24 protein-coding genes and 3 pseudogenes are annotated in these 23,800 nt (G+C 53.0%); 11 read left to right on the forward strand and 16 right to left on the reverse strand.

Features of this window, described 5'->3' with window-relative positions:
* Positions 1 to 54: 54 nt before the first annotated feature.
* Positions 55 to 939, forward strand: coding sequence for a D-hexose-6-phosphate mutarotase (locus tag DVA44_RS14360; RefSeq protein WP_114387339.1), 885 nt, complete (start codon positions 55 to 57; stop codon positions 937 to 939).
* Between the two features lie 46 nt (positions 940 to 985).
* Here DVA44_RS14360 and DVA44_RS14365 read toward each other — a convergent pair whose 3' ends face one another.
* The gene (locus DVA44_RS14365; RefSeq protein ID WP_114387340.1) at positions 986 to 1,840 is read right to left on the reverse strand and encodes an aldo/keto reductase; all 855 of its coding nucleotides are present in this window, start codon (positions 1,838 to 1,840) and stop codon (positions 986 to 988) included.
* Positions 1,841 to 1,930: 90 nt separating this feature from the next.
* Positions 1,931 to 2,677, reverse strand: a complete 747-nt coding sequence (locus DVA44_RS14370) for a MipA/OmpV family protein (RefSeq protein ID WP_114387341.1) — start codon at positions 2,675 to 2,677, stop codon at positions 1,931 to 1,933.
* Positions 2,678 to 3,111: 434 nt separating this feature from the next.
* Between DVA44_RS14370 and yeaG the strand changes: the two genes are divergently transcribed.
* Together yeaG and DVA44_RS14380 are read left to right on the forward strand one after the other, a co-directional pair.
* The gene (yeaG, locus tag DVA44_RS14375; RefSeq protein ID WP_103179251.1) at positions 3,112 to 5,046 is read left to right on the forward strand and encodes a protein kinase YeaG; all 1,935 of its coding nucleotides are present in this window, start codon (positions 3,112 to 3,114) and stop codon (positions 5,044 to 5,046) included.
* 126 nt (positions 5,047 to 5,172) lie between these two features.
* On the forward strand, positions 5,173 to 6,456 hold the full coding sequence (locus DVA44_RS14380) for a YeaH/YhbH family protein (RefSeq protein WP_103823926.1): 1,284 nt from the start codon (positions 5,173 to 5,175) through the stop codon (positions 6,454 to 6,456).
* 44 nt (positions 6,457 to 6,500) lie between these two features.
* Here DVA44_RS14380 and DVA44_RS14385 read toward each other — a convergent pair whose 3' ends face one another.
* Positions 6,501 to 8,540 (reverse strand): TonB-dependent copper receptor, encoded by a 2,040-nt coding sequence (locus DVA44_RS14385; RefSeq protein WP_114387342.1) that lies wholly within the window; start codon positions 8,538 to 8,540, stop codon positions 6,501 to 6,503.
* A 395-nt stretch (positions 8,541 to 8,935) separates the two neighbouring features.
* On the opposite strand from DVA44_RS14385, the gene DVA44_RS14390 reads away from it, so the two are divergent.
* The gene (locus tag DVA44_RS14390) at positions 8,936 to 9,382 is read left to right on the forward strand and encodes a DUF441 domain-containing protein (RefSeq protein ID WP_103179249.1); all 447 of its coding nucleotides are present in this window, start codon (positions 8,936 to 8,938) and stop codon (positions 9,380 to 9,382) included.
* On the opposite strand, the gene DVA44_RS14395 is transcribed toward DVA44_RS14390, so the two are convergent.
* A complete protein-coding gene (locus tag DVA44_RS14395; protein WP_103179248.1) occupies positions 9,366 to 10,157 on the reverse strand; it encodes a helix-turn-helix transcriptional regulator in 792 nt (263 codons plus the stop codon). The genes DVA44_RS14390 and DVA44_RS14395 overlap by 17 nt on opposite strands.
* Positions 10,158 to 10,253: 96 nt before the next feature.
* Between DVA44_RS14395 and DVA44_RS14400 the strand changes: the two genes are divergently transcribed.
* A complete protein-coding gene (locus DVA44_RS14400) occupies positions 10,254 to 11,441 on the forward strand; it encodes a CynX/NimT family MFS transporter (RefSeq protein WP_114387343.1) in 1,188 nt (395 codons plus the stop codon).
* A gap of 10 nt (positions 11,442 to 11,451) precedes the next feature.
* Here the strand turns inward: DVA44_RS14400 and DVA44_RS14405 are convergent, their stop codons facing one another.
* Positions 11,452 to 12,162 (reverse strand): CTP synthase, encoded by a 711-nt coding sequence (locus DVA44_RS14405; protein ID WP_114387344.1) that lies wholly within the window; start codon positions 12,160 to 12,162, stop codon positions 11,452 to 11,454.
* Between the two features lie 173 nt (positions 12,163 to 12,335).
* Here DVA44_RS14405 and DVA44_RS14410 point away from each other — a divergent pair, with 173 nt between their 5' ends.
* Positions 12,336 to 12,680 carry a DUF488 domain-containing protein gene (locus DVA44_RS14410; RefSeq protein ID WP_103823803.1) on the forward strand — a complete coding sequence of 115 codons (345 nt, stop codon included), beginning with the start codon at positions 12,336 to 12,338 and terminating at the stop codon, positions 12,678 to 12,680.
* Between the two features lies 1 nt (position 12,681).
* On the opposite strand, the gene DVA44_RS14415 is transcribed toward DVA44_RS14410, so the two are convergent.
* On the reverse strand, positions 12,682 to 12,987 hold the full coding sequence (locus tag DVA44_RS14415) for a hypothetical protein (protein ID WP_103179244.1): 306 nt from the start codon (positions 12,985 to 12,987) through the stop codon (positions 12,682 to 12,684).
* A 349-nt stretch (positions 12,988 to 13,336) separates the two neighbouring features.
* Here DVA44_RS14415 and DVA44_RS14420 point away from each other — a divergent pair, with 349 nt between their 5' ends.
* Genes DVA44_RS14420 through DVA44_RS26260 form a run of 3 tightly spaced genes read left to right on the forward strand, consistent with a single transcriptional unit; the run spans position 13,337 to position 14,583 of the window.
* Entirely contained in the window at positions 13,337 to 14,365 is a 1,029-nt protein-coding gene (locus DVA44_RS14420; RefSeq protein ID WP_114387345.1) for a sensor domain-containing diguanylate cyclase, read from the forward strand.
* A gap of 44 nt (positions 14,366 to 14,409) precedes the next feature.
* Complete coding sequence (locus DVA44_RS14425) at positions 14,410 to 14,508, forward strand: YoaK family small membrane protein (RefSeq protein WP_103179242.1); 99 nt, start codon at positions 14,410 to 14,412, stop codon at positions 14,506 to 14,508.
* 21 nt (positions 14,509 to 14,529) lie between these two features.
* Positions 14,530 to 14,583 carry a hypothetical protein gene (locus DVA44_RS26260; protein WP_369522040.1) on the forward strand — a complete coding sequence of 18 codons (54 nt, stop codon included), beginning with the start codon at positions 14,530 to 14,532 and terminating at the stop codon, positions 14,581 to 14,583.
* A 51-nt stretch (positions 14,584 to 14,634) separates the two neighbouring features.
* On the opposite strand, the gene DVA44_RS14435 is transcribed toward DVA44_RS26260, so the two are convergent.
* Positions 14,635 to 14,883, reverse strand: coding sequence for a GlsB/YeaQ/YmgE family stress response membrane protein (locus DVA44_RS14435; protein ID WP_032617669.1), 249 nt, complete (start codon positions 14,881 to 14,883; stop codon positions 14,635 to 14,637).
* Between the two features lie 362 nt (positions 14,884 to 15,245).
* Between DVA44_RS14435 and yncL the strand changes: the two genes are divergently transcribed.
* Complete coding sequence (yncL, locus tag DVA44_RS26265) at positions 15,246 to 15,338, forward strand: stress response membrane protein YncL (protein ID WP_071886459.1); 93 nt, start codon at positions 15,246 to 15,248, stop codon at positions 15,336 to 15,338.
* Between the two features lie 36 nt (positions 15,339 to 15,374).
* On the opposite strand, the gene DVA44_RS14445 is transcribed toward yncL, so the two are convergent.
* Positions 15,375 to 15,629, reverse strand: a complete 255-nt coding sequence (locus tag DVA44_RS14445) for a hypothetical protein (protein ID WP_114315271.1) — start codon at positions 15,627 to 15,629, stop codon at positions 15,375 to 15,377.
* Positions 15,630 to 15,673: 44 nt separating this feature from the next.
* Positions 15,674 to 16,576, reverse strand: a complete 903-nt coding sequence (locus DVA44_RS14450; protein ID WP_114387346.1) for a LysR family transcriptional regulator — start codon at positions 16,574 to 16,576, stop codon at positions 15,674 to 15,676.
* A gap of 129 nt (positions 16,577 to 16,705) precedes the next feature.
* Between DVA44_RS14450 and DVA44_RS14455 the strand changes: the two genes are divergently transcribed.
* Positions 16,706 to 17,557 (forward strand): nitroreductase family protein, encoded by an 852-nt coding sequence (locus DVA44_RS14455; protein ID WP_114387347.1) that lies wholly within the window; start codon positions 16,706 to 16,708, stop codon positions 17,555 to 17,557.
* 97 nt (positions 17,558 to 17,654) lie between these two features.
* On the opposite strand, the pseudogene DVA44_RS14460 reads toward DVA44_RS14455, so the two are convergent.
* The 7 genes and pseudogenes from DVA44_RS14460 to DVA44_RS14490 form a co-directional block, all read right to left on the reverse strand.
* Positions 17,655 to 17,828: pseudogene (locus tag DVA44_RS14460) on the reverse strand (NADP-dependent isocitrate dehydrogenase); the annotation flags it as partial.
* A gap of 244 nt (positions 17,829 to 18,072) precedes the next feature.
* Complete coding sequence (locus DVA44_RS14465) at positions 18,073 to 18,948, reverse strand: hypothetical protein (protein WP_114387349.1); 876 nt, start codon at positions 18,946 to 18,948, stop codon at positions 18,073 to 18,075.
* Between the two features lie 752 nt (positions 18,949 to 19,700).
* Positions 19,701 to 20,015, reverse strand: a pseudogene (locus DVA44_RS14470) (hypothetical protein).
* Positions 20,015 to 20,254 carry a hypothetical protein gene (locus DVA44_RS14475; protein WP_114387350.1) on the reverse strand — a complete coding sequence of 80 codons (240 nt, stop codon included), beginning with the start codon at positions 20,252 to 20,254 and terminating at the stop codon, positions 20,015 to 20,017. Before DVA44_RS14475 ends, DVA44_RS14470 begins: the two are co-directional and overlap by 1 nt.
* An 84-nt stretch (positions 20,255 to 20,338) precedes the next feature.
* Positions 20,339 to 20,995, reverse strand: a complete 657-nt coding sequence (locus DVA44_RS14480) for a tail fiber domain-containing protein (protein ID WP_114387351.1) — start codon at positions 20,993 to 20,995, stop codon at positions 20,339 to 20,341.
* A gap of 63 nt (positions 20,996 to 21,058) precedes the next feature.
* Positions 21,059 to 22,265, reverse strand: a pseudogene (locus DVA44_RS14485) (IS3 family transposase).
* Between the two features lie 75 nt (positions 22,266 to 22,340).
* A complete protein-coding gene (locus DVA44_RS14490) occupies positions 22,341 to 23,792 on the reverse strand; it encodes a pyocin knob domain-containing protein (RefSeq protein ID WP_114387352.1) in 1,452 nt (483 codons plus the stop codon).
* Positions 23,793 to 23,800: the final 8 nt, after the last annotated feature.

Here is a 23,800-nt window from a genome sequence, read left to right on the forward strand (position 1 = left end):
AAAAAGGCGACCCCTGGTCGCCTTTTTTTTGCTTTAAAGACAGAGGATTGCGTAATGATTAAAACATTTTTTGCACTTCCGGTAGTCGAACAGCTTACCCCTGTGCTTTCCCGCCGTCAGATTGACGATGTTGAAGTGATCGTAGTTGACCATCCGCAAGTTCAGGCTTCTGTTGCCCTGCACGGCGCGCACCTGCTCTCCTGGCAGCCGGAAGGTGAGATGGAAGCGCTGTGGCTAAGCGATATCACCTCCTTTAAAAAAGGGGCCGCTATTCGTGGCGGCGTACCAATCTGCTGGCCGTGGTTTGGCCCGGCGGCGCAGGAGGGTCTGCCATCGCACGGTTTTGCCCGCAACCTGCCGTGGACGCTGAAAGCGCACAACGAAGATGAGTCTGGCGTGGTGTTAACCTTTGAGCTGCAAAGCGATGATGAAACGCGCAAACTCTGGCCGCACGACTTCACTCTCTATGCCCGCTTTAAGCTGGGTAAAACCTGCGAGATCGAACTGGAAGCGCACGGTGAATTTGAAACCACTTCCGCTCTGCACACCTATTTCAACGTCGGCGATATCGCTGCCGTCACGGTGAATGGTCTTGGCGATACCTTTATCGACAAAGTGGATAATGCGAAAGAAGGCCGACTGACCGACGGCGCACAGACCTTCCCGGATCGTACCGACCGCGTCTATCTGAACCCGGAAGCGTGCAGCGTTATCGAAGATACCTCCCTGAACCGCGCCATTGAAGTTATTCATCACCACCACAGTAACGTGGTTGGCTGGAACCCTGGCCCGGCGTTGTCAGTCAGCATGGGCGATATGCCGGATGACGGTTATAAAACCTTTGTCTGCGTAGAGACCGCCTGCGTCAGCGAACCGCAAAAAGCGACGGAAGAGAAACCGACCCGTCTGGGACAGACCATTCACATTGTGAAGCGTTAATGCCCTGCCCTTGCCCTCTCCATGCTGAGAGGGCATGACGTCCACTTCACACCACGTCTAATGCCGTTTTGTTTTTCGGCGCCGGGAAGGTGGCATCCAGCTTCTGTAACGCCTCTGCTGAGAGGGTAATACCCAGCGCGCCCGCGTTCTCTTCCACATGCATGATTGATGACGCCTTCGGGATCGCCATCACCCCAGGGTGACCGATCACCCACGCCAGCAGCACCTGGGCCGCCGTGGCGTTGTACTCTTTGGCAATCGCATTGACCACCGGGTGATTCATCAGCCCGGCGCGCAGTCGCCCGGCCTGCGCCAGCGGGCAATAGGCCATCACCGGCATCGACTGCTGCTGGCACCAGGGCAACAGATCATATTCGATACCGCGCGAGGCCAGATGGTAGAGCACCTGATCGGTGGCACAGGCCTGCCCACCCGGCACCTGTCCCAGCTCCTGCATATCCGCATAATCAAGGTTCGAGACGCCCCAGCGGCCAATTTTGCCCTGCTGTTGCAGCGTCTCCATCAGTTCAACAGTCTCTGCCAGAGCGTAATTTCCCCGCCAGTGCAGCAGATAGAGGTCAATATGATCGGTGCCCAGACGGCGCAGGCTGGCTTCACAGGCGGCAATCCCTTTTTTGCCACCGGCATTCCACGGGTAGACTTTGGAGACCAGAAAGACCTTATCGCGCTGGCCCTTAATCGCCTCGCCAACCACCTCTTCCGCCCCGCCCTCGGCATACATCTCGGCGGTATCAATCAGCGTTAGCCCGCGGTCAATGCCTGCCCGTAAGGCATCGCTCTCCTGGCGGCGCTGGCTTGCCTTTTCACCCATATACCAGGTGCCCTGACCGATGGCCGCAAGCACCCTGTTGTCGCCAAAGTTGACGGTTTTTTCGCTCATAATATGCTCCTGTTTGTCTGCACCACCCTAAAACAAACGGGGCCCAAGGGCCCCGTTATGATGCACAAATTGCGCAGTACAAATGCACAATCAGAAACTGTAAGTCACACCCATCGACATCAGACCGGTCCAGGACTTATCGACCATCGGGCTATCCTTCACCTCGTCACTCAGGCGGTTATAACGGCCCGTAGCGTAGACGTTCCAGTCAGAGGCAAACTTATAGCTGGCGGTCAGCTCCAGGTACGGGCTCCAGCCATCGTCTGCATCATAGCTATGCAGGCCGCTGCGGCGTGATTCTTTATGGGACACGCCATAATAGTAGTCGTTGTAGTTGTCGCTGCTGTACTCCAGACCAATACCCGGGGTGAGCGTCAGCCCGCCGTTGGTGTAACGGTACAACCACGCCAGATCCCAGATATAACCGTTGCTGTTGTCGAGCGTGTCGCCAGCCAGGGCGGTGCGCAGGAAACCATATTCGGTGTTATGGACCCAGGAAACGCCCGCCATCATAGTGGTCTTACGTTTGTCGAGCTGGCGAAGCCGATAGTTATCGCTGTCGCCTGGCTTGAAGTGCGTCGGGTCGTAATAAGCCATGATGGAGAGTTTATCGGTCTGGTCGTTCCACAGATAGTAGCCACCGCCCAGCCCACGGAACCAGAAATTATCGCCTTCATAGGTGATAACCGGAACCGGGTAGAAATCACGATCGTACTGTTTATAAGGGCTATTGATTACGCCGACACCAGCACCAATTGACCACTGATTCTCCGCGTATGCTGTACTCACTGAGGTGGCAACGATAATCCCCAGTGCCAGAAGTTTGAGTTTGGTCACAATCCATTCTTTCCTGTAGTCAAATAATCAGCGTGTGAAGTGTAACCGTCATCCCCCCCATTGCTCAAAATTTTTTGTCTCCTAATCATTTTGATTAACCGACTATTTTGTTTGCGACAGATGACGAAACGCTGTCACGCGCATTACCGTTCAGTGAAAGAAGTGTGTTTGACCTTTAAGATTTGGCTATTTTTTTGGATGAGTTATTGATATGTCATTGAAATTAGTTTTTGCATACATGCAAGTTTTGCAAATGCCATCTACGCTTAATTTTAAGAAGCTGAATACCTGATCACCCCGCAGTTTCAGCCGCCCGACCTGGCACACGGGTTGCTGCTCTGGCAGTGAGGTGCAACGGATCCCGCTTCCGGGAGCCTCTACTATTCATATGAACGGCTCTTTTCCTGTGCTAAAAAACGAAAGGACGGCATGCCATGAATATATTCGATCACTATCGCCAGCGTTATGAAGCTGCCAAGGACGAAGAGTTCACACTGCAGGAGTTTCTTACCATCTGCCGGCAAGATCGCAGTGCTTATGCCAATGCGGCGGAACGACTATTGATGGCTATCGGTGAGCCAAATATGGTTGATACTGCCCAGGAGCCACGGCTTTCCCGTCTGTTTTCGAATCGGGTCGTCGCCCGATATCCTGCGTTTGAAGAATTTTACGGCATGGAAGATGCCATCGAGCAGATTGTCTCTTATCTGAAACATGCTGCTCAGGGTCTGGAAGAGAAGAAACAGATTTTGTATCTGTTGGGTCCCGTTGGCGGCGGTAAATCCTCGCTGGCCGAGCGGCTGAAATCGTTGATGCAGCGCGTGCCGATTTACGTGCTGAGCGCCAACGGTGAACGCAGCCCGGTTAACGATCATCCGCTGTGTCTGTTTAACCCGCAGGAAGATGCGCAGATACTGGATAAAGAGTACGGCATTCCTCGCCGCTATCTCGGGACGATCATGTCGCCCTGGGCAGCGAAACGCCTGCATGAATTTGGCGGTGATATCACTAAATTCCGCGTGGTGAAAGTATGGCCATCCATTCTGGAGCAGATTGCGATTGCCAAAACTGAACCGGGTGATGAGAACAACCAGGATATCTCTGCGCTGGTAGGTAAAGTGGATATCCGTAAACTGGAAAACCACGCGCAAAACGATCCTGACGCATACGGCTATTCCGGTGCGCTGTGCCGCGCCAACCAGGGGATTATGGAGTTCGTCGAGATGTTTAAAGCGCCGATTAAGGTGCTGCATCCGCTGTTGACGGCAACCCAGGAAGGTAACTACAACGGGACGGAAGGTATTTCCGCCCTGCCGTTTAACGGCATTATCCTGGCGCACTCCAACGAATCTGAATGGGTTCAGTTCAGAAACAATAAAAACAACGAGGCGTTCCTTGACCGTGTTTACATCGTCAAAGTGCCTTACTGCCTGCGGATCTCCGAAGAGATCAAGATTTACGAAAAACTGCTTAACCACAGTGAGCTGGTTCATGCCCCTTGTGCCCCGGGGACCCTGGAGACGCTGTCGCGCTTCTCAATCCTGTCGCGCCTGAAAGAGCCAGAAAACTCCAGCATTTACTCGAAAATGCGTGTTTACGACGGTGAAAGCCTGAAAGATACGGACCCGAAAGCGAAATCCTATCAGGAGTATCGTGACTACGCCGGTGTCGATGAAGGGATGAACGGTCTCTCCACGCGTTTCGCGTTCAAAATTCTCTCCCGTGTGTTCAACTTTGACCACACCGAAGTGGCCGCTAACCCGGTACACCTCTTCTATGTACTGGAGCAGCAGATTGAGCGTGAACAGTTCCCGCAGGAGCAGGCTGAACGTTATCTGGAGTTCCTGAAAGGCTATCTGATCCCGAAATATGCCGAGTTTATTGGCAAAGAGATCCAGACCGCCTATCTGGAATCTTACTCCGAATACGGGCAGAACATTTTTGACCGCTATGTCACCTATGCCGATTTCTGGATCCAGGATCAGGAGTACCGCGACCCGGATACCGGCCAGCTGTTTGACCGCGAGTCACTGAATGCGGAACTGGAGAAAATCGAGAAGCCTGCCGGGATCAGTAACCCGAAAGACTTCCGTAATGAGATCGTCAACTTCGTGCTACGCGCCAGAGCGAACTTCAGCGGACGGAATCCAAACTGGACCAGCTACGAAAAACTGCGCACCGTTATTGAGAAGAAAATGTTCTCCAATACCGAAGAGCTGTTGCCGGTCATTTCGTTCAATGCCAAAACCTCAACTGACGAGCAGAAAAAGCACGACGATTTTGTCGACCGCATGATGGAGAAAGGTTACACCCGCAAACAGGTTCGCCTGCTCTGCGAATGGTACCTGCGCGTGCGTAAGTCGTCTTAACAGCCCAAAAAGCCCGGCGGCACGTAGCTTGCCGGGCCTACAACAATGTTCCGTAGGCCGGATAAGCGTCAGCGCTATCCGGCACTTACGGGCACTGAAAGTTGGCAAATGCAGTACGGGGGGCATATGACCTGGTTTATTGACCGGCGTCTTAACGGCAAAAACAAGAGCACGGTGAATCGCCAGCGCTTCTTGCGTCGTTATAAAGCGCAAATCAAACAGTCGATCTCCGAGGCCATTAACAAGCGTTCGGTGACCGACGTAGACAGCGGGGAGTCCGTCTCTATCCCGACGGATGATATTAGCGAACCGATGTTCCATCAGGGACGCGGTGGTTTGCGCCATCGCGTTCATCCCGGTAATGACCATTTTGTGCAAAATGACCGTATTGAACGTCCACAAGGGGGCGGTGGTGGCGGCGGCAGTGGTCAGGGGCAGGCCAGCCAGGACGGTGAAGGTCAGGACGAATTTGTGTTTCAGATCTCCAAAGATGAGTATCTGGATCTGCTGTTTGAGGATTTGGCCCTGCCGAATCTGAAGAAGAACCAGCATCGTCAGTTAAACGAATACAAAACCCATCGGGCCGGTTTTACCGCCAACGGCGTGCCGGCAAATATCAGCGTGGTACGTTCGCTGCAGAACTCACTGGCGCGCCGTACCGCCATGACCGCGGGCAAACGGCGTGAACTGCGCGAGCTGGAAGCAAGCCTGGATATCGTGGCGAAAAGCGAGCCAGCGCAGCTGCTGGAAGAGGAACGTTTACGCAAAGAGATCGCCGAACTACGCGCCAAAATCGAGCGCGTGCCGTTTATCGACACCTTTGACCTGCGTTACAAGAACTATGAAAAGCGTCCCGAACCTTCAAGCCAGGCGGTGATGTTCTGCCTGATGGACGTTTCCGGCTCGATGGATCAGGCCACCAAAGATATGGCCAAGCGCTTTTATATTCTGCTCTATCTCTTCCTGAGCCGAACCTATAAGAACGTGGAAGTGGTCTATATTCGCCATCACACCCAGGCCAAGGAGGTGGATGAGCATGAGTTCTTCTACTCACAGGAGACGGGCGGTACTATCGTTTCCAGTGCCCTGAAGCTGATGGATGAAGTGGTGAAAGAGCGTTACGACCCGGCGCAGTGGAACATCTATGCTGCTCAGGCGTCGGACGGTGATAACTGGGCAGACGATTCGCCGCTGTGCCATGAAATTCTGGCGAAAAAATTGCTGCCTGTGGTGCGTTACTACAGTTATATCGAGATCACCCGCCGCGCCCACCAGACGCTGTGGCGTGAGTATGAACATCTGCAAAGCACGTTTGATAACTTCGCGATGCAGCACATTCGCGACCAGGACGATATCTATCCGGTATTCAGAGAGCTTTTCCATAAGCAATCTGCCACCAGCAACAGTTAACGCCACCGCCGGTCATCGACCGGCGGTTTTACGTTAGCTCTCTGTCAGAACGTAACGTTCATTTTTGCCCACACGGTTCGACCCGGTTCATTTACCGGCGTGTCGGAGGAGTAGCCAAAGCTGCTGTTCCCCGCCAGGTTCAGGTGTTCGCTGTAGTTCTTGTCGAGCAGGTTATCGACGCCGCTGCTCAGCTTCAGGTAGTTATTCACCTTCCATGCTGCGTTGGCGGAGAGAATGGCAAAGCCAGCGCTCTGATCGAAATCTTTCCCGACCACGTTACCTTCGTTCATCGCCACCCGATGCTGCGGGCTCACCATGCGCAGCAGGCCGGTTGAACTCCAGTCGCCCTGCTCCCACGTGAGGCCAAGACGTGCCTCCAGCGGCGGCATTTGCGGCAGCGGCTGATGATCGTCCGTGTTCTCCCCCCAGGAGTAGTTAAGAGTGGCATCGGTTTTCCACTGATCGCTCAGCTGATACGAGGCGCCCATCTCCCCGCCCATAATGGTGGCATCCACGTTGTCGGCCTGGCTGACGTGGGAATCGTTTGGATCGTAGCTAAACAGGATAAAGTCGTTGATGCGCCCGATGTAGGCGGAGATCCACCCGGTGGTACGCTCGCCTTTGTACTGGGCGCCGACGTCAAGCTGGGTGGTTTGCTCTGGTTTGAGATTATCAAAGACATCCGAGGTGCCGTCCGGGCCATAGGTAGGCGAAAACAGCTCCCAGTAATCGGGGAAACGTTCGGTATAACCGAGCCCGGCGTAGACCATCGCCGGTGCCGTGCCCAGATTATGCTCCACGCGCAGGAAGCCCGCCGGAAGGGTATCCTCGCGGCTGTCGCTGCCGATGCCGGTATAGTTATCCACCTCGACCTTATCCAGACGCGCGCCGCCAATCACTTTACTCAGATCGGTCGCATTCCACGTCAGCTCGCCGAACGCGCCGTAATCGTGAAAACGTGCATCCTCTTGCCAGCCTTTGTCCTCATCATCTTCATTGCTGCGATGGGTGTTGGTCTGCATATCCAGCCCGCTTTGCAGCTGGAAATCTGACCATAGCCAGGTTCCCAACATCCTGCCGCCGACGGTGCGACGATCGACCTGTTTTTCCATCGGCATCGACATATCCATCGATCCCATCGGCATGCCGTTCATGGAGCCGGAATCCGGGATGCCGGGGGAGCGCATGGAGTAGTTGTCCATGATGTGGTTGGCGTAGTTGTAATAGGCGCTCATCTCCAGGGAATCGAAAACGTCGCCGATATTCTCTTTCTTAAAGCGCAGGCCCAGGCTTTCGCGCTTGAACTGGGATCCGTCCATGCCGCGCCCGGCATAGCTTGCGTCGCCATCCCCCTGGCCGGCGGTGAGTTCCAGTAACGTATCCGCATCCGGGGTCCAGCCGATGGCCAGATCGGTGTTCCACTTGTCCCATTTCGAGGCCACGCGGTCGCCGTTACCGTCTTTGTAGTCGCCCGATTTCGATTTATTGCCGTTGAGACGTACATAGCCCGTGTCGTTACCAAAGCTGACATCGGCATTTTCATCAAAGCGGTCATTCGAAGCGGCGAGGAAGCTGGCGTCGCCCTTGATGCCGGCGCTGTCAAAACGGGGCGGTTCACGTTCGAAGCGTACCGTCCCGGCGGAGTTCCCCGGCCCCCAGAGTACGGTTTCCGGCCCTTTGGTGACCGTCAGCAGATCGTAGCTTTCTGGCGAGATGTACGAGCTTGGCGCATCCATTCGCGCCGGACAGGCGCCGAGCATTTCGCTGTCGTTGGTCAGCAGGCGCAGACGTGAGCCAAACATGCCGCGAAATACCGGATCGCCATTGCTGCCGCCGTTACGGATCTGGCTAAAGCCGGGGATGGTTTTCAGGTATTCCGAGCCGTCACTGGCTGGCACCGGCTGGCGCGGAGTTTTAGGCGACGTGACCACTTCAAGTGGGGAAAGAACCGGGGCCGTCACGGTGATCACATCCTGATCGTTCACCGGCGCTGTGCTGATAGTGTCCGTGGCAAGCGCTGCGCCGGAAAAGAGGGTCATCAGCGCCAGAGCCAGGGGATGGGGGTTAAACGTTAATTTTTTCATTGCTGTGCCTGAGCGAAGAGTGGCGTGGTGTACCGCTGCCAAACCGAATCCTTTCGTTAACGAAAGTGCTTAACGAGCAGGCACATAAACTGACGTAAATTTTGCAGAAGTGTGTACACCGGAACAACGCAGCTTGAAGAGAATAAGAGCTGTAGAAAAAAGTTGAAAATTGTCATGTTGTTGGTTTTGCTGATACTTAACGTCAGCGGTGATTGTTCGAAAAGTACGCCATTTTCCCGCCTCTGACACGCCTGTTCATTGGCGTTAGTCCGCCCCGCATCTCTACTTCAGGCAATCGCCCAAATCACACTCTTTTTTGCACAAAACCCTTTTTACCGGCGCGCGAGCACGTAAAGTAAGCAGGTTTACTTTTCTATTTTGGCAAGGAATACCACATGTTTGACCCTACCCTGCTCATTCTTCTGGGCCTGGCCGCGCTGGGCTTTATCAGCCATAACACCACGGTCGCAATATCAATTCTGGTGCTGATCATCGTCCGCGTGACGCCGCTTAGCGGTTTTTTCCCGTGGATTGAAAAACAGGGGCTAACCGTGGGGATCATCATCCTGACCATCGGGGTGATGGCCCCCATCGCCAGCGGTACTTTACCGGCCTCTACGCTTATCCATGCCTTTATGAACTGGAAATCGTTGATCGCGATTGCCGTGGGGGTATTTGTCTCCTGGCTTGGCGGTCGCGGCGTTACGCTGATGAGCTCCCAGCCCACGCTGGTCGCCGGCCTGCTGGTGGGTACGGTGCTGGGCGTGGCGCTCTTCCGCGGCGTCCCGGTTGGCCCGCTGATCGCCGCCGGGCTGGTGTCGTTGTTTATCGGGAAGTCGTAGCGAGGCTGGCGACATACCGGGCCGGGGTCTGGCCCAGCCCCTTTTTGAACATCGTGATAAATGCCGTGGTGGAGTCATAACCCAGGTTTTGCGCCACCTGCTGCACTGACTGCCCACTAATGAGCCCTTGCAGGGCGACAATCAGCTGGAGCTGATGCCGCCAGCGGCGAAAGCTGAGCCCGGTTTCGCTGACCACCAGCCGGGCGAGATTGCGCTCACTCATCGCAAAATGGCGCGCCCACTGGTGCAGCGTCTGCCAGGCGGCAGGTGATTCGGCCATGGTGTCACTCATCAGGCGGATTTTGGGGTGCGTGGATACCGGGAGCTGCAACTGCTCCTGTGGCTGTCGGGGCAGCTCATCAAACAGCACCTGCACCAGCCGCCGGGTGGCAGGCTCCTGCTCAGCGGGGCTGCGCTCCGCCAGGGTCAGGATCAACTCCCGCACCAGAGGTGAAATTTTCAGGGTGCAGCAGCGGTCCGGCATCGATACCGCGCCGGGTTCAATAAACAAAAAGCAGAGGCGGGCGCTGGGCGTGGCCTTATTGCTGTGCGGCAGCAGGCCGGGGATCCAGACGGCGAACTGCGGGGGCACCATCCACATGGCATTTTCCACCTCGCAGGTAATGGCCCCGTGCAGGGCGAGGATCAGCTGACCTTTGCGGTGCTGGTGGAACGGAATGCGCTGCTCGTCTTCCACCACGCGCACATGAAACGCCACCGCAGGATCGTGCTGGCTGTCGGGATCGTATCCCGCAAGGCCGAGTCCAGGCATCATTTTGTCCGATATTAGCGATAATCTGTCATTTTAGCTTGATTTCAACCACGGTGAAAATGCGTATCCTGTAGCCTCATTTCGACGTAAGAGATTCCCATGACCCTTGCCCTTTCTGCTACCGGCAAACAGCGCGCGCTGTTGATTGCCGGGATCCTGATGATTGCCACCTCACTGCGGGTGACCTTTACCGGTGCAGCGCCGCTGCTGGATGCTATTCGTACAGATTATGCCCTGACCACCGCCCAGACCGGGCTGCTTACCACCCTTCCCCTGCTGGCCTTTGCGCTGATTTCGCCGCTGGCGGCTGGCCTCGCCCGGCGCATCGGGATGGAGCGCAGCCTCTTTATCGCCCTGCTGCTGATCATCGCCGGGATTGCCCTGCGTTCGCTTCCCTCTTCAGCATTGCTGTTTGGCGGCACCGCCATCATTGGCTGCGGTATTGCGCTGGGCAACGTCCTGCTGCCGGGGCTGATCAAACGCGATTTCCCCGGCCAGGTGGCGAAACTTACCGGGGCGTACTCCCTGACCATGGGAGCTGCCGCCGCGCTGGGTTCGGCGCTGGTGGTGCCGGTTGCCCTGAGCGGCGCGGGCTGGCACGGCGCGCTGTTAATGCTGATGGTATTTCCTCTGCTGGCCCTGCTGCTGTGGCTCCCGCAATGGCGTCAGCGCCCTGTCGGCTCCCTGAGCGGCGCCCGCGCCCTGCACAGCCGGGGCATCTGGCGTTCCGCACTGGCCTGGCAGGTGACGCTTTTTCTGGGGATTAACTCGCTGATTTACTATGTGATTATTGGCTGGCTCCCGGCGATCCTGCAGAGTCACGGATACAGCGAAACCGAGGCGGGTTCCCTGCACGGGCTGTTACAGCTGGCGACCGCAGCACCGGGAATTGTCGTGCCGCTGATCCTGCTTCGCCTGAAAGATCAGCGCGGTATCGCCGGACTGGCGGCGATGATGTGTGCGGTAAGTGCTGCCGGGCTGTGGTTTGTGCCGACGATGGCGGTGATGTGGACGCTGATTTTTGGCTTTGGCTCCGGTGCCACGATGATCCTCGGCCTGACGTTTATTGGCCTGCGCGCCAGTTCGGCCCATCAGGCGGCAGCCCTTTCCGGGATGGCGCAATCGGTCGGCTATCTGCTTGCCGCCTGTGGCCCGCCGCTGATGGGTAAAATCCATGATGCCAACGGCGACTGGCGGATCCCGCTGCTGGCCTGTGCGCTGGTGTCAGTCATCATGGCCGTGTGCGGGATCCTTGCCGGGCGTGACCGGGAGATCACACCCGGCTAAGCCCTTTTATTCAGTAACGCTGTGCCGCGCGAAGCAGCGCCTGCACCAGCGGCGCAGGACGCCCTGCAAGGGCAGCGCGCTCGTGCTGGAACAGCGTCGCCACGAAGAATGGATGGGTGACCAGTTCAATAGCACGGATCTCCCCCTGCGCGTCCCAGCCGGTGACGCGCATATCGCCCTTCTCCAGCTCCTGCGCAAATTCAGGCGAAACGCCATAATTGCAGCGATATTCTTCCTCGATCTCCTCCTGACCATAGGCTTTAGCGATCAGGGTGTTGGCGCGTAGTTCAATGGTATCGGCGACCTCCACCAGCGAACAGGTCAGTGGGGCAATGACCATTCGCCCTACGGTATCGGTTTCTGCGTGGGCGGCATCCTGCCAGCCCAGAACGTTACGCGCATATTCAATGAGCGCATGCTGGAATCCGCCGCAGGTGCCCAGAAACGGCACGCTGTTCTCACGGGCATACCGCGCCGCAATGAACGCAGCGTCAGCATTTTTATAAGGACTTGCAGGAACCAGCCAGATCGCGTCGTAGCCGACCAGGTCTTCCGGGCTGGTTAATTCGGTGGTAGCCAGCCAGTCGTAGTCGGCGGTAATGTCCAGCACCGCGGCGGCATCATCAATGGCGAGAGGGATCGCCTGGTGAGCCGGCACGTCATGATTGTAGTCGCCGACCAGCGCAATTCGGAGGGTATCTTTTAGGGCCGAGAGTTCCATAGAGTGATCCTTATGCCAGATAAATATCAGATAACATAAGGCGCGTCAGACTACCGATCTTTCGTTGATATCACAACACCTTAAAATAAGTGGGCGAAAGCGGAAAGCCAACCTGTGATAGCGTTACGATCGTGACCGCCAGCACCGCATCACCCGGATTAAGGAGCAAGAGAATGATTCAGTGCAAACGACTGTATGACGAAGCAAACCAGAAAGATGGCTACCGTATCCTGGTGGATCGGCTCTGGCCGCGGGGCATGAAAAAGGCGGCGTTAGCGTGCGATGAGTGGTGTAAAACGCTGGCGCCTTCCAATGGACTGCGCAAGGACTTTCACAGTGAGGCGATCGATTTCGCCAGCTTCAGCAAACTTTATCGTCAGGAGCTGGCGTTGCAGGAGGATGAGGGACGGCGCATTGCCCGTCTGGCAGACAACCAGACCGTGACGCTGCTCTACGGCGCGAAAGACCGGGAGCAAAATCACGCGCTGGTGTTAGCCGACTGGCTGCGTGAGCTGTAATTCAGTCCAGCATCAGCGCGTCGAGAGTTTCAGGCGCCTCTTCAGGAGTGAGCGGCATCAGGTGTTCCGGGCGAACAAACGCAAAGCCGTGCTGGTTATCCACCGACCAGACATCACCGGTCACCAGCCACAGGGGACGTTCTGCCCCTCGCGGCAGCTCGGTCACCACGCCGTTAACCGGGTTTAAAAAACGCTGCCCCGGCTGACAGAGGCTAAACAGCTCCACAGATTTACCAATATTGCGACGACCTGCTGGCGTGCGGGCGCCGATAACCATCGCCAGGCTGCCCGGATTTAACTGGAACATACTTCCTCGTGCTGGATACTGAGAGTTTAAGAATTATCTTAGCAAAGTTTATCTCAGCCGGTCTGCCCTGTCACCAGGGGGAGCGGTTAATCTTTCTCCATGATTTCTTCATTCTGGCGACATCTTTCCTCGCTATAGTGATGTCGTTCTCGCAAAGACCAGAGAACATCATTCCGTAATCAAGCTGTTATTTTCCCCGGCCCTGCGCCGGGGCTTTTTCCTGCCATAATGTGCCGTTCCTCGCCTGAATATATGAAATGTTGTTAATTCATGTTTTACTATCCGCCGTCAATCTTTGAGCAAATCAGACAGGTACAGAGATCACCTGTAAGGGGAGTTGAGCAGCGTCATGTCGGATATTATTCTTGCCCGTGTTTCTGAAACGCTCAGCACTGAGCAATCACTTGAGGGCCTGGTGCGTCAGCTGCTCGAAATGCTTGAGATAGTGACTGGCATGGAGTCCACCTACCTTACCAAAATTGATATCAACGCCCGGCTGCAGCATATTCTCTACGCCAGAAACAGCAAACAGATGCAAATCCCGGAAGGGCTCAGCGTTCCCTGGGGGGATACGCTGTGTAAACGGGCGATCGACTCCGACTGTTTCTATAGCGATAACGTACCTGAACGCTTTGCGGACTGCGACGCGGCAAAAGCGCTGGGTATCACCACTTACGTGAGTATCCCGGTCCATCTGACGGATGGTTCGCTCTACGGCACGCTGTGCGCCACCAGCACCCTTAAACAGCCGCTGAGCGAACGCGGCGAGCAGGTTTTACAGCTCTTCGCCGGGCTTATCGCCCAGTACATTGAGAAAGAGTCGCTGCTCCGGCAGTTACGCGAAGCCAACGCCGCTCTGATTGCTTACTCCTATACCGATGCCCTTACTGGCCTGCCGAACCGTCGCGCCATCTTCGAGAATCTCACAACCCTCTTCTCGCTCGCGCGCCATCTGAACCGCAACGCCATTATCGCCTATATCGACCTGGATAATTTTAAGCTCATTAACGATCGCTTTGGTCATGAGGCTGGCGATCGGTTCATGGTGGAAGTGGGTAGACGGTTGAATGAAGGACGCGACGAGGATGATATCGTCGGCAGGCTGGGTGGCGACGAGTTCCTGGTGGCCTGCCTGAGTAATGATAGCGAAAGCGGCGAGCAGACGTCGCTGACGGTGCTGAAGAGACAACTAAGCGCGCAGATAGCCGGGGAGTACTGGCTGGGGGATGTGCATCTGGTCTACCCGGGCGCCAGCCTGGGGGTGATTGAGGTGGATCCTGCCAGACTGGATGCCGATAGCGCGCTGCGGACAGCCGACGCCGCCATGTACAGCGATAAAAAAGGGAAACGGAAAACGCCCTTTCTCAATATCGATTAACCCCGTACACTCGACGGGTTTTGTATTTCAGGACAGGTGATAGCATGCGGCTTGGTATTCTGTTCCCGATCGTGATTTTTATCACGGCGGTGGTGTTTTTAACGTGGTTTTTTATCGGCGGCTACGCTGCGCCTGGGGGATAAATGAGAAAAACGACGATTATGATGCTGATTGTCGCCATTGTGGCCGTGGCCGGAAGCCAGTTAGGCTGGTGGTAAATCGCGAAAAAAGACCGCCCATTGGCGGTCTTTTTTCTGAAGTGTGTCGGGTTAGCTTCTTACCTTACGGTAAATAAACAGCACCACCAGCGCACCAATTACTGCAACCATAAAGCTGCCGAAGTTAAAGCCATCGACTCTGCCGAATCCGAACAGGGTACTGATCCAGCCACCCACTACGGCACCGATGATGCCCAGAATGACCGTAACGATGAACCCACCGCCATCTTTGCCCGGCATGATCCACTTCGCCAGAATACCTGCAATAAGCCCAAAGATAATCCAGGATATGATTCCCATAACTGCTTTCCTCTCTGTATGGTTTTTGTCGTCAAATCAAGTACACAGAAAGCTTAGCACAGGATTCAGAAATGCAAGTTTGTGATAGCCATCACGTGAAGATTTTAAGATTAAGTCCACAAAGGGCGTCCCACACAAAAGATGGGGTTGCAATCGTTAATGAGAAACATTATCTTTCTCAACACTGAATAGTTGAGCAAATCACTCAGGTATTCAGTACGACATTGCTCACATTGCTTCCAGTATTACTTGCCCACGTTTCGTGGGCTTTTTTTTGCCTGTTATCCTGCGATTTGACGTTCTGGGATTTGCGATTACGCTTATTAGCACAATCCCAGTACAGCCATAATGGTATTGATAACATGAATGTTTCCAGCAGATTCGTGATTTGTATTAACCTTGTTTGTGCCAGTTCCTTGTTGCTTATACTTTCGGACAAATTTAACTGGTTTTAACGTGAGCAGACCCGGCATCTCGCCGGGTTTCATCTGTTAATCATCCCCTTCGATTAAAAACCCTGCCCGACGTATCGCCTCCTTGCTGTCGGTGACGCCTGCCGCGTATCCGGCCTCGATATCGCACACCGGGCTGGCGCTGACATAAGGGAGCTTCACTTCTCTTGCGAGAAGCTGCTTCAGGCGGGCGTTCTCCTGGCGGATAGTCAGAAGTTCGGCGGCAAGCTCTGCTGGCGTAACCGCGGAGAGTTCACCTGCGGCAATGCGGCGAAGCGCTGTATCATCAAGCATTATTCCTCCTGCGTAACCATAAAAAACGGGCACCCATCGGCTTCCTACCAGGTACTATTTCCAGAAAATCTCTCAATCATCCAGTCGATGAATATTCTCAATCGGCCATTTAACGGCTTTGTTGGCGGGAAAATAATAGAGACAGGAAATTGTCTGTGCGTAACATCTTCAAGAACAGGAACAAGTTCACCCGATGCTATAAAGCGACGGCTTACGGAAGCATGTGTTTGCCCTATGCCCATGCCGTGGACAAGCATACTTATCAGCGCGGCACTATCATTCGCGGCGATATCAAATGCTGCCAACTGTTTTTCGCCTCCCCTGCTCATGAAACGCAGAGGCCAAGCCTCACCGGTTGCAGCACTGAAATAGCCGACAATTTTATGTCCATTTTCAAGGTCCGTCAGTTTTTTGGGCACGCCATACTGTTTCAGGTAGCCGGGGCTTGCACAGGTGATTAAGCGATCTTTATACAGTGTTCGCGCAATCAGGGAAGAATCCGTCAGCTCACCTGCGCGAATGGCGCAGTCTACACCGTCCTCAATGAGATTGACTGGGCGATCGCCCACCCCAAGCGCCAGCTGTATATGGGGATAACGTTCACGAAACTCTTCGAGTACCGGCATCAGGACAAAATTCGCCAGCGAGGAGTGAAGATCGATGCGCAGCCTTCCTTTCGCGGCGGCGCCCATATCCCGAATGGCACCTTCGGTTTCATCAAGTTTAGTGACGAGCTTACTGATCCTTCTGTAATACTCGGCACCCTCAGTCGTTAAGGTGACAGTACGTGTCGTGCGCTGTATCAGCTTAGTGCCTATATGTTCCTCTAATGATTTGAGATTCTTACTGACAGTGGAGCGCGGCAAATCCAGGTGTGCTGCGGCCTTTGTGAAAGAGCGCGTCTCTACGATGCGCTGGAATATGCGTATAGCTAAGAGATGATCCATGACTCTATTTTAAAGTATGCCAACTGATTGTGCACACACATGGAAACTGAAGTCGTAAATGGGGGGCTTATCCGTGTGGCAACTCCAGCTATCCTGCGGTCATGAAATTTGCCGAAGGAGAGTAAAACCATGACTGACGTTACTGCAAAACAACAGGCGTTGCTGGAAGCCCGATACGGTGTTGAGCAACCCAAACCAGACAACATTATCTGGACGCCACAAGTTGAAGCTCTGCTGGGCCATAAATCTGTCAGGACATTTTTGCCTGAACCTCTCCCGGATGGGGCAATAGAGACCATGGTCGCTGCGGCGCAATCAGCCTCAAACTCCTCTGCCCTGAATCAGTGGAGCCTGGTAGCCGTTACGGACCCGGCGCTTAAACAGCGTATTTCAGATACCGTAGCACGTTCAGTGCCCGTGGAGCGTATCCCGTGGATTGAGGAAGCACCCGCATTGCTCCTCTGGGTAGCAGATCTGTCGCGAGGGGCAGGAATAACAAAAGATGCCGGTAAAGAACCTGTTGTGCTCGACTATCTTGACTCTTTCCTGATGGCATCGATTGATGCCGCGCTTGCCGCCCAGAACGCTGCCGTTGCAGCAGAATCCATAGGCTTAGGAATAGTCTATCTCGGGGTGATGCGTAATATCGCCAAAGAGGTGGCGGAAATCATCAACCTGCCTGAGTACAGCTTTGTCACGTTTGGCATGGCAACCGGGTGGCCCGACAGAGCCAGAACCAGCAGCATTCGCCCGCGACCGGCTCAGCCAACGGTGCTCCATTACAATCACTACCAACAGGATCGCTATCGCTCGTACCTTGAAGGCTATGAAAATGCATATCAGGCATTTCGTCGTCGCCAGAGTATGCGCGACAAAACCTGGGCCGGCTCCGTCGTTGATTCCGCGACCAGCATGGATTATCTCGGCGGGCGAATCAATTTACGCGAAACGGTCATGCAGCGCGGTTTCAAATTAAAATAACGGGATTTAGCTTAGGGTCTCTTCAGATTCATTCATCAAAAGCCCATAAAAAACGGGAACCAATAGGCTCCCGTTCGCATACAACCCGAAAAGCGGATTACATGTTTTCGATGATCGCGTCACCAAACTCTGAACATTTCAGCAGCTTAGCGCCTTCCATCAGACGTTCGAAATCGTAAATTACGGTTTTGGCGTTAATCGCGCCTTCCATACCTTTAACGATCAGGTCTGCAGCTTCGAACCATTCCATGTGGCGCAGCAGTAGTTTCGAATAATCGAATTAAGTCATTGTTTTATAAAATATTAACATCTTAAAATCAGATTCAATGGCTTACTTTACCTGTTTTTTAACCTATTGTTTTTACGAGATCAACTTCGAGTTTTGATAACTACCATCAAGTAAAATGCGCCTTGGTCCGTTTAGCACTACTGGTCTATGAAGTGCAAAAAGCGGAGCTAGATGAAAGGCAGTCGCGCCATTTATTAAATGTCCGCTTTCGCCAAGGGCCGTTGCGCTAACCAATAATTTCTTCTTTGAGATCTTCAGGAGGCGAAAGGTCAGCAGGAAATGAATCGCTGTATTTATATTGTGTGATAATGATTTCATTCTTTACAAACACCTCACCACCACTAGGGCTTCGGGGGCCTCCCGAAATCGTAGGGTTCATCACTTTCGATTCGCCTCCCTTCTTCCCTGTAACACGTATCCATTCTAAAGGAAAGGCTGTACAATCCTTTGTCTCAGGGTTTATTGCAACAACCATAGTTAGGATTTTTTCCTCTTCCTTATCAATAATAACTCCATCACCCCCACCTGTTGGTGAAAAATCGCCATCAGGGTCTGGATTTGCCGACCCTCCTTCATTTCTATTTGGACACTTATAGCAGGTATTTTTTTGTTTATGAGTTGTGAAACACAATACATATTCTTTAAACTCTTCTTGCGTCAAACCTGTTTCTGAGGAAAATGCCTCCTCTAAGGTATTAGTTATATTTTTGTTAGATGCGAAGTATTCTCTTGAAAAGAGTTCAAAACGTCCACCTTCATATTTAGCAGCAATAAAATAGTGAGCTTTCTTTAGTTTATTTGCTGCTTTTGAGTTAAAACATCTCTGAGCAGACTCATAGCCCTTAAGTTGCTGAGGGAATTTCTTGAGCTCCTTTTCAAATTCCACTTCATTTAGCTCTCTCTTAAATTCAATAATATAGAATTTATGCTGCTTTAAAGAATTTTCAAGAATTGATATTGCGTCACCAACTCTTTCTTCATTCCCAGCAAGTGGCGAAATTGTTTTAATAATTCCTTTCTCTAAGCAATCGCAAATGAATTTGTACTCAACCGTTTTTTCCCACCATACAACTGCTTTATTAATTATATCGGCTTCGCTCATATCAGGTACCTGTCTTTATTGATATAAAAATGGATTTTTTTAAACATTGTATTACGTTGAATCTTTCTTTTTCGGGAGCTTTTAAAGATTAGGGCTTCTTATCCATCATAATGTATAGTGATTAGCATTTCTATAAAAAAGTGATTGCTTTTGTACTTGATGTCATTTACCTTCAATTAATTAGTGCCTTGATCATTATTAAAATTTCATCAGTAGTAAAGACTGATGTTAACTTACGCATCTCGCTCACAGTAAATATTGACCTTATAAAGAAAGACTATCAGCCGCTCTCCTCATAGTTTTTAGGTGTCCGCCTCTTACATCACCCGGACCCTATCACCGCGGTAATGTTGATGAAGTTCATCACTCCTTTAGGCGCATCTGCTTTTCCGAAGCCTTTCTATCCTCGCAAACAAATGCCTTAAGCATGATTCTTGTTAACGCTGTACTGTCCTGCGACAACTTGCTGTGCAATTCGATAACTGCAAAAAAAATGGAGGAAGTGTGGGGGATTAGATGTCAATGCGCTTACAGCAGATAATTTCCGGTTTACTCCACGGAACAACATTATCATAGTTAAACTACGAAACTGATTTTTTAATTTCAGAAAATTCATTTAATTACCATAAAATCAGTTAGTTGAAAGATATGGGCATTGGGCAATGTTGGACAATATCGGTCATTTCAGCGCCCCAAAAGACGCCCCAAAATGATTTTTGCCCCCAATGTTGCCCCCAAAAGCGTATCGCTTCTTAGACCGGAGAATCATCAGCGTCAGTGCTATTGATGAAGAAAGTCACCCTGCCCATGACTTCTACCTCTTCCGCTGCGTCGCCTTCTATCGCCTCGCCGTCCTCTGTGATTAATGCTTTTCCCAGAAATCGTGCAAATTAGGTTTGACCGCCACTGAGGATCAGCAGAACCTGATTCTGTACCAACCGGGTGACCGGTTCGATAACGGCGAAGCCGCATGACGTTTCCAGGATGCGGCTTTCGTTCGTGGTGCAGATACTCGCAGGGGATAAACGCTGCTCGACATAATCGGTTGCCGGAGATACGAAGCCCATCAGAACACCTGACCCATATTGCGTAGGATCCAGAAGCGGTTTTCGCTATCGTCCGGCGTTTTGTCAACGAAGCCCGTTTGATAAAGTTCTATCCATTCGTTGGCATCAGCCAGGGTGAAATGATGATGAACACTTGCCAGTTCACGAATGAAGTCAGAAGACCTCAGGCAACGGTAACCTTTGGGGTTGAGCTGAATAGCAGCGTGGAAAGCCGAGTTAATGTCAGATTGGCGGGGCATGGTGACCTCTCATTTATTATTACTGTGTATACATACAGTAGTTTTAAAAAGGGGCCAGTTCAATGCGGTGACACCTATCAATAATTACGGCTGAACATCTGGCTGGTCTTCCGTCCCCTGCGGATTTAGTTTCTTTTCCAGAGTTTCTACCTTAGCGTTAAGCTCCTTAATCGCCTGCAAACACAATGCCACCACGCCGGAATATTCCACGGTGTAACTGCGCTTTGATTCATCAAGAGGCTTAACCAGGCGAGTGACTTTGACTGGTCTGGAGATGGTTGTGACATTCCCATTTTCGTCAACCTCTTCCACCTCTTCTGTCTCCTCAACCTCTGCGTAATGGTTGTGATCATCAAAAACAGATCCTACAGCCTCAGGGAGAACATCAATCAGCTGCTGGGCAATAACACCAGCAGAAGGCAGGCCGCCATCCTTCCAGTTGAACGTGACGCCATCCAGAGACAAAACCTTATCAAGCGCGTTTTCTATCGGCTTGATGTCGTCTTTTTTGTCCGCATCCGAAGTCTGGGTGAGCGACACGCAGGAGATATTCCCTTGCGTTGTAAAGTTCCCTCCCTGTCGCATGGCATAATATTTATCTGTGCCAGCACCAGCAGCAACAGTAGTAACAAAAACTATATCTCCATAATTCTCTGAAAATGCATAAGACATTCTTGCTTTTGTCGGCGGGTGCAGGAATTCGATCGTTCCGAAGCTCGAGCCCGCGGTAATGACTGACATTGAGCCATTCACTGAGACTGCGGAACTGATCTTGACCCGCCATCTCCGGACAGCTTTTGTATCTTAAGTTAACGATGTCCGCTGCCGCCGATATTCCCTCGGGGAGTGATATCCCAGCGCGCTGTGCGGGTGGTTTTCATTGTAATGTGTGAACGCTGCTGCAAGGTTTCGCAGGGCTGTTCTCACATCTGGTTTTGGCATGAACGCGATATAGTCTTCCTTCATCGTCTTCACGAACCGTTCGGCCATGCCATTGCTCTGCGGGCTGCTCACCGCTGTTGTACACGGCTCCAGATTCAGCTCTCTGGCGAACCTCCGCGTTTCATGCGCGGTATATGCTGAACCGTTATCCGTCAGCCATTGAACCGGTGTGGTCGGCAGCCCGTCGCCGAAGCGCTTTTCCACCGACCTCAGCATCACATCCTGCACCGTCGAACTGTCGTAGCCTCCTGTGCTCGCTGCCCAGTCTATGGCTTCTCTGTCGCAGCAGTCCAGCGCGAACGTGACCCGCAGCTTCTCACCGTTGTCGCAGCCGAACTCGAAGCCATCTGAACACCAGCGCATATCGCTTTCTGCCACCGCGATTTTGCCCTTATGTTCACGCTTCGACCGCTCTGGTTTGTCATGCAGTAACAGCAGATTATGCTCGCTCATAAGCCGGTAAAGCCGTTTGGCGTTCACGGGGGCAGTCCCTCTGTACGACGTTGCGTACGCAGGATGCCCCACACACGGCGATAGCCGTAACTGGGCATATCGCTGATGATATCGAGGATCTCTGACAGTATTTCAGCGTCTGCTTCGTCATCACGCCGGTTACAGCGCCTGTCCTGCCAGTCGGCAGAACGGTTAATTCGCAGTGACAGCTGCGCACGCGACACGCCCATGGTGCGGCTGACCAGGGCTATTCCCCGTCCTTTGGCAACAAGGGCGCGTGCGCTATCCATTTTCGCGACTGAGCGTACTCCACGGCTTCTTTCAGGATCTCAACTTCCATCGTCTTCTTGCCCAGCAGGCGCTGAAGCTCCCGGACCTGCTTCAGAGCAGCAGTAAGCTCAGAAGCTGGAACAACTTCTTCCCCGGCCGCAACGGCGGTGAGGCTGCCTTCCTGATATTGCTTCTTCCACTTAAACAGCAGGCTGGGCTGGATGCCATGCAGGCGGGCGACATGGGAGACATTCATGCCCGGCTCCATCGTCTGCTGGATAATGGCGATCTTCTCCTGAGGAGTTTTACGTTTACGGACTTCTTGCCCTAACAGGATCCCGGTCATCTCAAAATTGGCGTTAGTGTTAGACATATATTCAAGCCTATCTCTTATCTGGAGATACAGCTACTGTCTGGAGTTTCAGGGGGCTACATCAACTGAGACTGCGGAACTGATCTCCCCGCCGGATTTGCCAGCCACAGTCCCCAGTCTGGCGTCGTTACCCTGTGTAAACTGACCTGCGCCAGTACCGAAAGGAGAACCCGACCCGGTGCCACCATTGGCAATCGGGACAATGCTGGCGGATGTGAAGTTTTCATAAACAGCAAAAGTGCGGCTTCCAGCCACGCCTGACATGACAATGTAATAGCTTTTACCTGCTGCCGACTGTGTGAATTGAGTAACCAGGATCACCAGCGCTGTAGTATTTGCACGGCCACCAAGAACATTAATGTTCGTTGGTGATGACGTGCCCGCATAGGTCAGTCCTGGTGGGACGTTCGTCTGGTTAGACGGCAGGCAAACATGCTGAGCGCCGGGAACAAAGTTAAAAGTCTGCCAGTCCATAGCGGAAACCATTGAGACTGGAATGCCGATCCCCAGGTCATTCAACGCCTTTGTTCCCATCAACTCCCACGGCGACCAGGTTGTACCGTACAGGGTACGCTGCCACGTATAGTTATACGTCGCGGTGCTGGATGACATATTGGTGTAACGCTGTAAAACGGTGTTGCTTGCGTTCCTGAGTATTACTTCACAAATACCAGTTGTCGGATTAGAACCACCACTTATTAATGGGCCATTGGTAATAGTGTTTGTTGTAGACCAGACACCAGGTGTTACAAGGGCATTCATATCTCCAGAATAGAATCCAGCCCTTGTATTTACGCCAACTAATTTCCATACATCCCACGGTCCATCTGTTCCGTTCCATGCGGCAGTCAGTGACCTGACATAAACGTTACCGCTTCCGGTCGTATATCTCTGCGTGCATCCCTGTAACCCTCCCGGCATAACTTCCAGCACACCAGGCGCTGCATCCTCAGGAAAGTTATAAGCAGCAGTAGTGTTACTGGTGACTGATCGGGACCAACCTCCAGAAAACGCTGATGTAGGCCCATAAGTGTTAAGGTTGGCGTTTGCCGGGAGGTTACCGCGCCATTGCAGTGCAGAGTTCACCAGGCCTGACATTTTTGCCCATGATGGCCCGCTTAACGGCCGCCCCGCTGGCGAACCGTCCGGGAGCGTAACAGTAATATCACCCGTGCCGGAATAGAAAGCCTGCCAGTTGGCGTTCTCCTGCAGCACCCGGCGCACCGACTCGGCAGTCTGAGCAGCCAGGGCGGCGGTAATTCGGTTGAGCGCCAGCTGCGGAACAGCAACCCAGGCCAGCCCGGAAGTTGTCGGGCCGGTGAATGGATCGGTCAGTGTAAGAGTGGTGTTATTCGTCACGGCGTCAACAAACAGCGTGAAGAATATTCCCCCGACTGTAGCGGTAATAACGTCACCTGATTTCAGATCTGAGGTGAATGCAGTGCCGGTACCGACAACTGCAGTAGAGCCGTTAGTAAGCTTGATTGTGCCTGCGGACATATTTGCTC

The organism is Leclercia sp. W17 (genome assembly GCF_003336325.1).
Classification (GTDB): Bacteria; Pseudomonadota; Gammaproteobacteria; order Enterobacterales; family Enterobacteriaceae; genus Enterobacter.

What these genes read in the sequence shown, in the direction of transcription:
- DVA44_RS14475 (WP_114387350.1), bottom strand. Translation starts at nt 20,254, where the DNA reads ATGCCCCGCCAATCTGACATTAACTCGGCTTTCCACGCTGCTATTCAG.
- DVA44_RS14415 (WP_103179244.1), bottom strand. Translation starts at nt 12,987, where the DNA reads ATGTTCCAGTTAAATCCGGGCAGCCTGGCGATGGTTATCGGCGCCCGC.
- DVA44_RS14405 (WP_114387344.1), bottom strand. Translation starts at nt 12,162, where the DNA reads ATGGAACTCTCGGCCCTAAAAGATACCCTCCGAATTGCGCTGGTCGGC.
- DVA44_RS14490 (WP_114387352.1), bottom strand. Translation starts at nt 23,792, where the DNA reads ATGTCCGCAGGCACAATCAAGCTTACTAACGGCTCTACTGCAGTTGTC.
- DVA44_RS14410 (WP_103823803.1), top strand. Translation starts at nt 12,336, where the DNA reads ATGATTCAGTGCAAACGACTGTATGACGAAGCAAACCAGAAAGATGGC.
- yeaG (WP_103179251.1), top strand. Translation starts at nt 3,112, where the DNA reads ATGAATATATTCGATCACTATCGCCAGCGTTATGAAGCTGCCAAGGAC.
- DVA44_RS14465 (WP_114387349.1), bottom strand. Translation starts at nt 18,948, where the DNA reads ATGAGCGAAGCCGATATAATTAATAAAGCAGTTGTATGGTGGGAAAAA.
- DVA44_RS14385 (WP_114387342.1), bottom strand. Translation starts at nt 8,540, where the DNA reads ATGAAAAAATTAACGTTTAACCCCCATCCCCTGGCTCTGGCGCTGATG.
- DVA44_RS14455 (WP_114387347.1), top strand. Translation starts at nt 16,706, where the DNA reads ATGACTGACGTTACTGCAAAACAACAGGCGTTGCTGGAAGCCCGATAC.
- DVA44_RS14425 (WP_103179242.1), top strand. Translation starts at nt 14,410, where the DNA reads ATGCGGCTTGGTATTCTGTTCCCGATCGTGATTTTTATCACGGCGGTG.
- DVA44_RS14395 (WP_103179248.1), bottom strand. Translation starts at nt 10,157, where the DNA reads ATGATGCCTGGACTCGGCCTTGCGGGATACGATCCCGACAGCCAGCAC.
- DVA44_RS14450 (WP_114387346.1), bottom strand. Translation starts at nt 16,576, where the DNA reads ATGGATCATCTCTTAGCTATACGCATATTCCAGCGCATCGTAGAGACG.
- DVA44_RS14365 (WP_114387340.1), bottom strand. Translation starts at nt 1,840, where the DNA reads ATGAGCGAAAAAACCGTCAACTTTGGCGACAACAGGGTGCTTGCGGCC.
- DVA44_RS14480 (WP_114387351.1), bottom strand. Translation starts at nt 20,995, where the DNA reads ATGTCAGTCATTACCGCGGGCTCGAGCTTCGGAACGATCGAATTCCTG.
- DVA44_RS14390 (WP_103179249.1), top strand. Translation starts at nt 8,936, where the DNA reads ATGTTTGACCCTACCCTGCTCATTCTTCTGGGCCTGGCCGCGCTGGGC.
- DVA44_RS14445 (WP_114315271.1), bottom strand. Translation starts at nt 15,629, where the DNA reads ATGCTTGATGATACAGCGCTTCGCCGCATTGCCGCAGGTGAACTCTCC.
- DVA44_RS14380 (WP_103823926.1), top strand. Translation starts at nt 5,173, where the DNA reads ATGACCTGGTTTATTGACCGGCGTCTTAACGGCAAAAACAAGAGCACG.
- DVA44_RS14435 (WP_032617669.1), bottom strand. Translation starts at nt 14,883, where the DNA reads ATGGGAATCATATCCTGGATTATCTTTGGGCTTATTGCAGGTATTCTG.
- DVA44_RS14360 (WP_114387339.1), top strand. Translation starts at nt 55, where the DNA reads ATGATTAAAACATTTTTTGCACTTCCGGTAGTCGAACAGCTTACCCCT.
- yncL (WP_071886459.1), top strand. Translation starts at nt 15,246, where the DNA reads ATGAATGTTTCCAGCAGATTCGTGATTTGTATTAACCTTGTTTGTGCC.
- DVA44_RS14400 (WP_114387343.1), top strand. Translation starts at nt 10,254, where the DNA reads ATGACCCTTGCCCTTTCTGCTACCGGCAAACAGCGCGCGCTGTTGATT.
- DVA44_RS14420 (WP_114387345.1), top strand. Translation starts at nt 13,337, where the DNA reads ATGTCGGATATTATTCTTGCCCGTGTTTCTGAAACGCTCAGCACTGAG.